This is a genomic window from Photobacterium kishitanii (genome assembly GCF_000613045.3).
GTDB lineage: Bacteria > Pseudomonadota > Gammaproteobacteria > Enterobacterales > Vibrionaceae > Photobacterium > Photobacterium kishitanii.
This window is the reverse complement of sequence record NZ_LN794353.1, coordinates 1166695-1178302: the sequence shown is the minus strand read 5'-3', so window position 1 is coordinate 1178302 and position 11608 is coordinate 1166695. Positions and strand designations below refer to the sequence as shown.

The 11608-nt window shown below is 36.8% G+C and carries 8 protein-coding genes; 2 read left to right on the top strand and 6 right to left on the bottom strand.

What is annotated here, in order from left to right; all coding sequences use genetic code 11:
- Positions 1-277: 277 nt before the first annotated feature.
- Entirely contained in the window at positions 278-4339 is a 4062-nt protein-coding gene (locus tag PPBDW_RS20525; RefSeq protein ID WP_054262204.1) for a GEVED domain-containing protein, read from the top strand.
- A gap of 138 nt (positions 4340-4477) precedes the next feature.
- Here the strand turns inward: PPBDW_RS20525 and PPBDW_RS20520 are convergent, their stop codons facing one another.
- Together PPBDW_RS20520 and PPBDW_RS20515 are read right to left on the bottom strand one after the other, a co-directional pair.
- The gene (locus PPBDW_RS20520) at positions 4478-5125 is read right to left on the bottom strand and encodes a helix-turn-helix transcriptional regulator (protein ID WP_036792231.1); all 648 of its coding nucleotides are present in this window, start codon (positions 5123-5125) and stop codon (positions 4478-4480) included.
- 325 nt (positions 5126-5450) lie between these two features.
- The gene (locus PPBDW_RS20515; protein WP_036792228.1) at positions 5451-5651 is read right to left on the bottom strand and encodes a hypothetical protein; all 201 of its coding nucleotides are present in this window, start codon (positions 5649-5651) and stop codon (positions 5451-5453) included.
- 624 nt (positions 5652-6275) lie between these two features.
- On the opposite strand from PPBDW_RS20515, the gene pdxY reads away from it, so the two are divergent.
- On the top strand, positions 6276-7130 hold the full coding sequence (gene pdxY / locus PPBDW_RS20510) for a pyridoxal kinase PdxY (RefSeq protein WP_036792225.1): 855 nt from the start codon (positions 6276-6278) through the stop codon (positions 7128-7130).
- Between the two features lie 72 nt (positions 7131-7202).
- On the opposite strand, the gene PPBDW_RS20505 is transcribed toward pdxY, so the two are convergent.
- The 4 genes from PPBDW_RS20505 to PPBDW_RS20490 form a co-directional block, all read right to left on the bottom strand.
- Entirely contained in the window at positions 7203-7982 is a 780-nt protein-coding gene (locus PPBDW_RS20505; RefSeq protein WP_036792223.1) for an ABC transporter permease, read from the bottom strand.
- A 4-nt stretch (positions 7983-7986) separates the two neighbouring features.
- Positions 7987-8646, bottom strand: a complete 660-nt coding sequence (locus PPBDW_RS20500) for an ABC transporter ATP-binding protein (RefSeq protein WP_230850412.1) — start codon at positions 8644-8646, stop codon at positions 7987-7989.
- A gap of 190 nt (positions 8647-8836) precedes the next feature.
- Entirely contained in the window at positions 8837-9046 is a 210-nt protein-coding gene (cspE, locus tag PPBDW_RS20495; RefSeq protein ID WP_036792221.1) for a transcription antiterminator/RNA stability regulator CspE, read from the bottom strand.
- Positions 9047-9531: 485 nt separating this feature from the next.
- Positions 9532-11520 carry a bifunctional metallophosphatase/5'-nucleotidase gene (locus tag PPBDW_RS20490; protein WP_036792219.1) on the bottom strand — a complete coding sequence of 663 codons (1989 nt, stop codon included), beginning with the start codon at positions 11518-11520 and terminating at the stop codon, positions 9532-9534.
- Between the last annotated feature and the right edge of the window lie 88 nt (positions 11521-11608).

Genomic DNA, 11608 nt, shown 5'->3' with positions numbered 1-11608 from the left:
GCGACAAAAAATCACATGCAGAACAACTATAAGGTGAAAAAATGAATATCTTCTCTTAAAAAAAAGAATTAACGGCTTTAAAAAACAAGAGCTAGTGTCTTAAAGCTAATAATAAAAAAAACATTATCAAAATGTTTTTTTTTACTATTAATGAAATTAAAACCTCAAAAAAAAACACTTTATCAAAAAAAAGAATATGAAATTTTAAAATACTGATAATTTTATTAAATATATTATTTCAAGAATACTTATCACCCAATTAGATAAGGTCTTATCAATGTTAAATATGATATTAAAAAAACTAAAACCAATGGTCATTATTTTTTTGGGGCTAATATTTATTATTCCGCCACCGACGATCTATGCCGCTGAAGGTGTCGGTTTAGTTTATCAAAGCACCTTACTTGATATTGGTGGTAATGGCGGTGGTGAGTTTGGCGAACGAGTATGTCCACCAGGACAATTAATGACAGGCTTTGATTTTTATAATCAAAATACAGGTGGTAATTTAGATGGCACCGCATTGCGAGGACAATGCTCACAAGTCAGTGTTATCAGTAATACGGCAACGCTGACCACAGCGGGAACAACACCTTGGGGAGGCCCGACGTCAGGCACATTATATTCTGGGGATTGTCCTGCCAATCAAGCAGTTGTTGGTGTTGATGCCGATACAACCACATGGCCAGTTATGGGTTGGTTCCGCCTCTATTGTGCCCCTGTTACATTTAACTCAGGCACTAACCGATTACAAATTGGTGCGGCTCCTGCTGCACCATCTACCGGAAAAATAGGACCAAATCGTAATTATCCCGGCACTTATTATAATCGTATTGTGGCACCAGTAGGACAAGCTATTGCAGGGTTTAATGGTCGCTCAGGTGCGGCATTAGATAAAGTACGATTTAGAGCGTATTCCTTTGTACAAGCCAGTATTACTTTAAATGCCACCATACAAAATGGCTCGGCTTTACCTACTGATTTTAACCTTATTGCCACTGATTCAAATGCCATCGCTGTTAATTTCACCTCTGGTGATACCAAGCCAGTGACGCCAAGCGCCTACAATTTCACATGGACAGGACCAGCAGATTATGAACTAGCTTCTTTTTCATGTGCAAACCCTTTAACTGTAACTAATGGCAACAATTATAATTGTACCTATGTGTTTCGTTTAATTGCTATTGATTACGGTGATGCTCCAGATAATGGATTGAATACAAGTAATGCTAACTACAACACAACTAAAGCGGATAATGGTGCTCGCCATCATCAATATAATTTTGATAATGATAACCAAGTTGATATTACCTTAGGCATACATTGGGACGCTGATGACGGTACCTTACAAAATGGTTCAGCGACTAAAGATGACACCACAGATAGCCCTAATGATGAAGATGGCGTAAGTTATAATACCAATATGAAACCAGGAGATAATGAAACATTAAATATTTTGACCACGCTTGATACTGGTTCAAATTTAACGACCATGCATTTATACGCATGGATCGATTGGAATCGGGATGGTGATTGGAATGATGCCAATGAACAAATTATAAATTCAACCACAACCACTCCGAACACAACAGTTGCACATGCCTTTACCGTGCTCTCCACGGCAAGTTTAGGCTATACCTATCTACGAGTTCGCGTTTGTTCTAGCACTGCATGTAATAGTCCTGTTGGTGAAGTATTTAATGGGGAAGTTGAAGATTATCGTATCTTTATCTCTGATCTCAACTTAGATAACACTTGTGACAAACTCTATGTCACAGAATCTGTCGATAACGGTAATAACTTCACCTACTCATCAGTTGAACCAGATCAACCATTCACTTTTATGTTCGATCCAATAAAAAGCAACGTTAATTATCGATTAATGAATGGCTTAGCTTTTGATCGCATGACAGGAAAAATGTATTCCACCTATGTTGATAACGGCTATATTGCCCTTGTTGTAACAGATACCAGCGGAACAAGTTTTATACCATTGGGTCACATTTATGCTGATAATAATTACAGCATAAATTCTACCGATAATGACGGTCCCGTCGCGATCAATAAAGGCGATCGATTACCTGAAAATATCGGTGGCGAGTTCACGGCTAATATGGGAACCATTTCACGTGATGGACAAACCTATTATATCGCAATGAATCGCTGGGATAGTTTGATCAGTATTGATTTAAATGAGATGACCTACAGCGTAAAAAAACTTCCAAATACGATTATAGGCACTAACCCTGACGGCATACGTATAGGATCTGATTGGGCAGTATCAGAAACCGATGGATTTATATATGCGGTTGATTTAACCGGTAATGGTTTCATTAATGCGGGCTCAATTGCTGCTGCAAAAACAAATCCAACAACGCCGATGCTATACCGCTATGATCCTAACTCAAATATCGTGACCACTATTAACTTAAACTTTAACGGTGCTAAAGCGCCTAATATTTGGACAGGAGCTGTAGCAACGGATGATTTAAATCATTTTTATGCCTTTACCATTGGTGGCGATCACGATACCAATGGCAATGGCAATTATGATTTATTTAATAAAGTCGGTATGTATCGCATTAATATGCTGACAGGAGATGCAACCTTTGTGATCCCAAGTACTTATACAAAAGTAGAATTTCACGATGCAGCAGGATGTATTTCAAGTATTGATAAAGGCGATGCGCCTAGCAGTTACGGGCAGGTAGGACACCGTAATAACGATGTTGATGTATCAGGTACGCCTGATCTAATTTTAGGAACCAAATGGGATCCTGATTTATATTACTTCTACAGTCCGGATGCCACTGGTGATAATACTACTGGTGAGGATGATGAAGAAGGCGTGACAATGCCTAATAGTATTATTGTTGCAACGCCGACTACCATTCCAATTGCAATATCAGGTGGTAGTGGTTATCTGAATGTCTTTGTCGATCTTAATCATGACGGTAACTTTAATGGCGTTGGAGAAAATGTACTAATCGATAAAAATGTTAATACAACCACAGCCAGTATTGCTATTCTTTTAAATGCCGCCTATACCAATGGCTATAACGGTGATACCTTTATTCGGTTTCGTTTATGTGATACCCCAAACACTTGCACCAGCCCAACAGGTACTGTCGATAATGGCGAAGTCGAAGATTATATGTTTAATCTCATTAACCAAATTGTATTAAACGGCAAGGTGTTTGAAGATAATGGTAAAGGCATTGCAACTGCCCATGATGGCAAACAAGAAAGTGAAGAACAAGGTTTAGCTAATTTTATTGTAAAAGCAATCTATGATGATATTGCCATAACAGGCTATGCTAACGGCCAAGAAATTCTACAAACAATCACAACAGGTAACGGACACTATCAATTTATTATTCCCGTTGAGTTAGCTAATAAACAAATTAAAATTCAAGTTATTCCGCAAGCAACATGGATTGACATATCAGAGTCGGATATCACTGATCCTGCATTAGGTTTAGTCGGCAAAGTCATTAATAGTTCAATCAGTGATAGTTTCATGCTCGTAACAGCGGCGGCGGGCAATATTTTAGAAAATATTAATTTTGGTAAAGTCAGTATAGCTACATTAGATCCTGATAATTACATCGAAGGTGAACCCGGTTTACCTATCTTTTTAAGTCATAAATTTAAAATTAATACCAGCGGTACAGTCAGCTTTAATATTAATAATGTCACCACTACGCCATCAGGATACCCATGGAATCATATACTGTACTCTGATAATAATTGTGATGGTAAATTAGACCCAACCGATAGCTTAATAAATAGTCCAATAACAGTAAGTGCTAATACCATAACTGAAGTATGCGTGATTATAAAAGTTATCATACCGAAAAATGTCCCCTTGCACAGTGAATACAAATACCAACTTAATGCTATTATGGATTTCAGTAACACAGCACTCACGACAACCGTTAGTGATACCGATACAATTAAAGTCAGTTTTGGTAATTCGGGTACATTAGATATTGAAAAAACAGTAAAAAACATCACTCAAGCAGATACTGAAAGTCGCAGTAACCAAGCTCGACCGGGAGATATATTAGAGTATAAAATTTATTTTATAAATAATGGCTTAGGCAATATTAGTACCATCAATATCTTTGATGCTGTGCCAGAACATACTTTATTATCGAATCAGATTAGTTGTAACTCACCAGCCACTCAAACACCAACCAACATTACGTCGTGTAATATTCTGACAGCCGATGGAAGTAACACCAATGGCTATAGTGGCGCAATAAAGTGGATATTAAATGGTGTATTAGCACCTGCCGAAAAAGGGTATGTCACTTATCGCGTAACAATACAATAATGTCGATATTATGAATATTACATAATAAAAACAATGCCAATTCGATGCTTTAATTTTAAGCTGAAACGATGATTTATTGATTGAATTGGCATGCATATATTAATCATGAGTCCTATATATTAGAACTCATACACTAAATCAGTGGGCACGTATTTCTCGTAAATAACGATAAATAGTATGGATTGAAATATCTAATCCTTTTGCCGCTATTTGAGCACTATCTTTAAGATCAAAAATACCTAACTCGTGTAACCGCGTCACAATTTCTCGGCTTTTCTTTGATGGCGGTATCGAACTATCCGTTGTGACCTGCTCACGAACATTTTCAATTGAACTATGCATCATTTCATCATTATTACGTGCAAATGTTTCTGCTGTAACACCATGATCACAATAAGCGCCAATCGTTGGCATTAAACTATGGATCATCGACTGAAATGGTGCGTCAAGATTAAAATTAACACAAAGTAAACCTATCGCTTGCTGCTGCTTATTACGAATCACCGTGGTTAATGAACGTAAAGTTTTACCATCTGGAGACTTAGTAATATAAGCTTTAGAAACATCCTGTCCTTCATTTAATTTTACTAACGCAATATTTGTGATTGGTGCACCCACCTCACGTCCCGTAATATGTCCATTAGCAATCTTCATAATTGACGGATTACGTGAATCTAAACAATGCAGTAATACTTCAGTATGCTCTCCCCACATTGCAGCAATACCATCAACAATGTTTTCCATTGCGTGAAGAATATCATAATCACTATCTGTCAACTCATGCATTTTCTCTACCTTTTCTAAGCAAAACCACTCAATGAGTAGTTTTATTATCTTATCAAGATTTAAGCAGACATAATATCAATATTGCAGTATCAGTATTTTTTATATCAACTATTGGTCATTAATATGTAAAACAACAATATCAATATTATGAAAATTAATAATTAATTAGTCGCTTAAATTGACATCATTATCACAGCGAGGCCACTTATTTAGTTGGCTATATAAATTAATATAATAGATATAAAAAATCCCGACCAAAGCCGGGATTTTTTATTTAATCATGGTTAAACATTAGTACTTACTAACATTTAGCTCATTAATTAAATTAGATAAAACGAATTTTAACCGCTTTAAGTTTATTGCTTGAATCATCTAACGTAAATTCAACCATACTACCAGATGAAGGTTGTGAACGACTGCAAACTTGAGATGCATCGAAACGAATATCGCCACCAAGATCGCTAGTAATTAAACCAATTTTTTCAACTGGGTTGAAGCTACGAATAATACCTGTTTGTGAAGTCATAGTTTATATTTCCTTTACGCCCAAATATTGCTTTCTTATCAGCATATATATTTGAGGCTATCAATTTGAGTTTAAATAGTTTTATACCAAACAGTTACTTAACCGTGGTATAGAGCTTTACTCATTGACCTACTACTTCTTAACTATAAGATCACCCTTCTTATAGCTTGGCACTGCTACTACGTTTGCAACATAAACGAATAACAATGATTAGAAATGACATTGTGGTTTTGGTTCAACACACATTAGGTCCGAGTAACAGACGAATCGAACATTAACGCCTATTTTTGATGCTGTAAATATTTTTTTTATAAAAACAGATGAAAAATTGTGGATAACCACTGAACAAGATAGTAACCACATGTTTTTTAACATAAAAAATTAAAATATAAAAATCAATAAAAACACATTAATCGTTCAAAAAACAGACAAAATAACCAATAAAACATATTTCAATTACATTACTTGTTCTATTTATTTAGCAGTAAAAAGAAATTGTACTTATTGTCGAACAATAAATAGTCTGCATTTTTGCAAGGAATAATTACGATATAAAATGACTAGGTTTCTGATATCAGCACATGTAAAGTATACCTATAGATACGATGGTTATAAGGAACCTCGATGAAAGGCATTCTATCAATACAGTCACATGTTGTTTACGGTCACGCTGGTAATAGTTCTGCAGTATTCCCTCTTCAGCGTATGGGATTTGAAGTATGGCCATTACATACCGTACAATTTTCTAACCATACTCAATATAAGCAAGGTTGGACAGGTAAAGCATTTCCAGCAACAGACTTAATTGATCTTGTCAAAGGCATCAACAACATTGATCAGCTTAAAAACTGTGAAGCAGTCCTTACCGGATATCAAGGTAGTGCTGATCAATGTTTAGCCATTATTGATACGGTTAAAATGGTAAAACAACAAAATCCTAATGCAATTTACATTTGTGATCCTGTAATGGGTGATCCTGAAAAAGGTTGTATCGTAGCTGACGGTATTTCTGAATACCTTATTAATGATGTAATGCCACTGGCTGATGTGATTGTCCCTAACCAGTTTGAACTCAGTCAGTTTGTAGGTATGACCATCAATACATTAGATGATGCAGTCAAAGCGTGTCAGCATGCGCTAACACTTGGTCCCAAAATGGTGTTAGTGAAACATCTTCACAGTTTATCAAAAGATAAGTTCTCGATGATGCTAGCGACCAAAGATGGTTGTTATTTAGCGCAGCGTCCGCATCTAGCCTTTGATAATCAACCAGTGGGAGTGGGTGATCTTATTTCATCGTTATTTACTGGTGGTTTATTAAAAGGTTGGTCAGCACAACAAGCCTTTGAACATGCTCATAATGCATGTTACGCAATATTAAAAGAAACCCACCGCCGCGGTGAATGGGAATTGCAAACAATTGCAGCTCAAGATGAAATCATAACGCCGACTGAAATTTTTCCGATTACAGAAATTTAATAATAGTGCTTACCAAGCAGATAATTAAAAAGCAGCAATTAGCTGCTTTTTATTTTTATAACGCATTTAAAATTACAAAACGTTACCGTAGGCATCAAATGAACGTCGGTTAACGATGGTTAATGTCGTTGCGACAGAAAGCACGCCTGAGACAAATATTGCGACCATAATGACTAATTGATATTTCACCGCAACCAATGGCATCGCTCCCCCTAAAATTTGTCCAGTCATCATACCTGGTAAGCTAACAATCCCTAATGTAGCCATTGAAGCTAATTGTGGCGCGAGAGCAGCTTTAAAAGCAGTACGAATAAACGGTTGAGCTGGGTTTGGTGCTCCCATCGCTAAATAGTATTGATACTCATGATGATTTTCTTTAAGTAAACTTCCCCAACGTGACAATGCCAATACATTTGCAGTTAAGCTATTGCCTAATAACATTCCCGCAATTGGGATCATATATTGTGCTTGCCACCATGGTGACACCTGAATAACACCCGCTAAAACAGCGGGTAGTGCCACCGACAATGCGACAAATTGTCCGCAAATAACAGCAGGCAGTACCCGTTTTAAATTAACTTCAGACCGCTTACAAATGGTATAACTGGCAAAAAGGGCCATAACAGTTAGCCAAACAACGTTAAGACTAATACTCTGCCAACCAAATAATGTATGTAAGTAAATACCGACAACAGATAATTGTAATGTCATTCGCAACACTGAAGTGATCATCGTACGGCTCAAACCGAGCTGCCAGCGCTGGAATAATACTAATGGAATCAGTAGGAAAAAATAAAATCCAGCCATAGCTGACCAATGTAAGTCGATTGTATGAGTGATAGTGGCTGTCATTAGTCTATTCCTGTTCCATATCCATGTGGTAAACCTGATCCGCCGTCGCAAGCCATACTGGATCATGAGATACCGAAATACAGATAATTTTCAATGACTTGATTAACTCAATAATATTATTACGGGCCGCTGGATCTAACGCTGATGTTGGTTCATCCATCAACCATATCGAACGCTGCATAAGTATTGCTCGCGCAATCGCCAAGCGCTGTTTTTCACCGCCAGATAATATTGTGACTTCTTTATCGAGCGTAATATTCAACCCTGCTTGCAGTAATGCTTGCTGACAATATTGCTGCGATGGATGGGAAGATTGCATCGCTTTAAGGTGCCATGGTAATAACAATACCTCCAACACCGTTTCAGCCCCCATTACTGCTTGTTGCGGTAAATAACATATTTGCTGACGCCAAAACGACAATGACCCTGTATCAATCTGCTGCTGTTGATAATTAAAATAGCCACTCCGTGGCGATTTCAATCCTGCGATCACTTGTAAGAGACTACTTTTCCCACATCCAGATGCACCAGATAACGCAAGATGCTGTCCGGGTAATAGATCGGCACTTAAAGGCACTAACTGAGGATGCTCAAAACCCGAGCGTAATTCAAAAAAGTGTAAACAAGACAATGCTGCGGTAGTATTTGAAGATGAGTTCATCATGAAGAATTACACAGAGATAACGAATAACGATAAGTGTATAAAAACCAGAAAATTACTCAAATGGTTTAATTTAATACTCGTTATTAATCTGATCAATAAAGCGCGGGGAGTTAATAATAAAAATTTAAAATTTAAATAAAAAAATACCGACATAATGTCGGTATTTTAGAAACTTTAACGAAAAAGCGAATTAAGCAGCTTCAACGTTTGCAGCTTGAGGACCTTTCTGGCCTTGTTCTACGTCAAAAGAAACCTTTTGACCTTCAGCTAAAGTTTTGAAACCTTCGCCAGTGATAGCACGGAAGTGAACGAATACGTCAGCGCCGCCATTGTCTTGAGTAATGAAACCGAAACCTTTCTCTTCGTTAAACCACTTAACGATACCAGTTGATTTAGACATGAATGTCTCCAATATTTTATTAAATAATTCGCAAAATTGCGTAATGTAGCCAGAAAAAGAATTATTTATGTTATAGCTTATGAGTGGAAAGCTTCATGACACTGGTAAAGCGTTACAGAGAAAGTTTTCTAAAACATAATGTTACATATAAATAGGTCTGAATTACAGGCCGAGGTCTATACTAATGAAATTCGTCCGATTGTATAGCATTATTTTTAATTTTTAACGGTCTAAAAACAAAAATTTTTTTTATTACTTATCATTCAAGATATTACATTACATAAAACCATCTCAATATCTATTTACATCTAAATCAACACACTGAAATTGCTGATTTTTCTATCAACTTATACCGTATATATCACCAATATAGCGGTTACAAAAAAGATGAATAGATTTTTATTTTTGAGCTTTGACCTTAAAATAATCGCAAAAAAAGGGCAACATGCTGAAGCACATTACCCATTATATAGATTAAATAAATATTATTTTGTTGTTATACGATCAAGAGTCACTACTGAATATGTCAATGGTACTAATTGATGACGAGCCTGTGCTACGTAATCAATAAAAGCTTGAGCATCAGTATTACATACCGTATTAGCGGCTTTACAATTTGGCGTTGCGCCTTGATAGATTACTTGATATTTGTCGCCTACTTTCTCGATATTCTTAACTTTGAATCCAGTTAGTTTGCCATCAATATAAGCAAGATCTACACGCCCAGAATGGTTCTTCTGTGCTTGATATAATGGCGTCCAGCCATCATTTCCCGTTGCGTTATAATTATTAATAGCAACATTGTAAGTTTTGTTATCTTGAATTGGTGTCCATACAGGATGTTGCTCAGTACCAGTCATTACCTCAACCTTACCAAGTTTACCTGCTTTATGTGGTACTGTTTCAATAAAGCTATAACGAATATGACCGCCATACGGGAACTTACCTGCATGAGAACCTTCAGGAAGAGTAGCAACAACTGTTTGTTCTAATAGTTGTTTAATCACTGAGCCTTTAACTGGAACAACAGACATAAAATTAGAAAATGGTAATAGCTCTAAGGATACATTACCTTCACGGTATTGCCCTGCTTCGATATTAGTACGAATACCACCGGCACCGATCAAGGAGAAATCCACTTTCATTCCAGTGACTTTTTGTACCTGAGGTTCATTTGCCCAATAATATTGCCCCTCAGCAATCAATGGAGCAACATCTGAGCCATGTTTATCACTACCACGATCACCTGGACGACGTTCATGTTTAATTTCTAACGGTACTTGGGCAATCGTCTTTCCGTACGCTTTATCAACGGCTGGTTTATATTTGCTATCAATACGCTGACGCAATAAAACGTCTTCATCGACTATAGTGATTTTCTCATGATTATCGATAAATTGTTCTACTCGTGTAGTTTCTACCGGACTAAATTTATCTTTTTTGCTTCGATCTGCATGATGATAAAATTCATCATTACTTAGCAATGTATTATGCCCCGCACATTCGATCACATCGCCTTTAGCATCAAAACTTACATTTACTCGACCAATCGCTTGTGCATACTCTCCCGCTTGAACAATACAAGTTTCAGATTTACCGTCGGGATTCTTCACCATCTGAGCATATATACCATTATTATTTAACCCTAAATCAGTAAAGTCGCCTAATAATGTATGTGAATGACCACCAACAATTAAATCAATACCATTCACTTTCGATGCAACATCTAAATCAACTGCATTACCGATATGTGTTAATGCAATAATATTATCGATCCCTTTACTTTGTAGCATATCGACCGTAGCTTGAGCCGTTTTCACCATGTCATTAAATTTAACATCGCCAGTATTAGGCGCAATATTTGGCATATTATCGAGTGCTAGACCAAATACAGCGACGATGTTTCTATCTTTCGGTAAATGATTAATATCTTTGACGATAGTTTTCTTATTACCATCAAAAGCAAACACTTGGTAAGGGCGTAAATTGGTTTGATTTTTCAGATCTGCATCTTGGCTAGCATCGATATTTGCAGCTAATACAGGGAAATTAATACTACTAATAAAAGCATTGAGTTTTTTATTATTTAGATCAAATTCATGGTTACCCAATGCCATTGCATCTAAGCCCATTTTGCTTAGCATATCAGCATTCATAGCACCATGATTTAGCTTAAAGTACGCACTACCTTGCCATGCATCGCCACCATGTAGAAACAGTAGGCTTTGATTCTCTTTCTTCGCTTCTTCTTTATATTCTTTCGCCATAGTTTGTAGGCGAGGATAGCCACCAAATTCATTATAGACACGCGTACCATCAGCTTTAAAGCTTGACTTCACTGGGTCAAAATTAGAATGGGTATCATTAATATGAGCGACAGTCAGTGAGAAAGGTTGGTGCTGAACGGCTGGTGTTGTTGTACACCCAGAAAGAGCTAAAGCGATAGATAATGCGATAAGTGGCTTATTGAACATACGAGATCCTTACTTTATTGTAATCGTTTGCGTCGCAAGCATACTCCACATTAAATACCTTTTCAGCAGCAAGTATCAAAATATTCTT

Coding starts and splice junctions, on each gene's coding strand:
- PPBDW_RS20525 (WP_054262204.1), top strand. CDS start 278: ATGTTAAATATGATATTAAAAAAACTAAAACCAATGGTCATTATTTTT.
- PPBDW_RS20520 (WP_036792231.1), bottom strand. CDS start 5,125: ATGCATGAGTTGACAGATAGTGATTATGATATTCTTCACGCAATGGAA.
- PPBDW_RS20515 (WP_036792228.1), bottom strand. CDS start 5,651: ATGACTTCACAAACAGGTATTATTCGTAGCTTCAACCCAGTTGAAAAA.
- pdxY (WP_036792225.1), top strand. CDS start 6,276: ATGAAAGGCATTCTATCAATACAGTCACATGTTGTTTACGGTCACGCT.
- PPBDW_RS20505 (WP_036792223.1), bottom strand. CDS start 7,982: ATGACAGCCACTATCACTCATACAATCGACTTACATTGGTCAGCTATG.
- PPBDW_RS20500 (WP_230850412.1), bottom strand. CDS start 8,646: ATGATGAACTCATCTTCAAATACTACCGCAGCATTGTCTTGTTTACAC.
- cspE (WP_036792221.1), bottom strand. CDS start 9,046: ATGTCTAAATCAACTGGTATCGTTAAGTGGTTTAACGAAGAGAAAGGT.
- PPBDW_RS20490 (WP_036792219.1), bottom strand. CDS start 11,520: ATGTTCAATAAGCCACTTATCGCATTATCTATCGCTTTAGCTCTTTCT.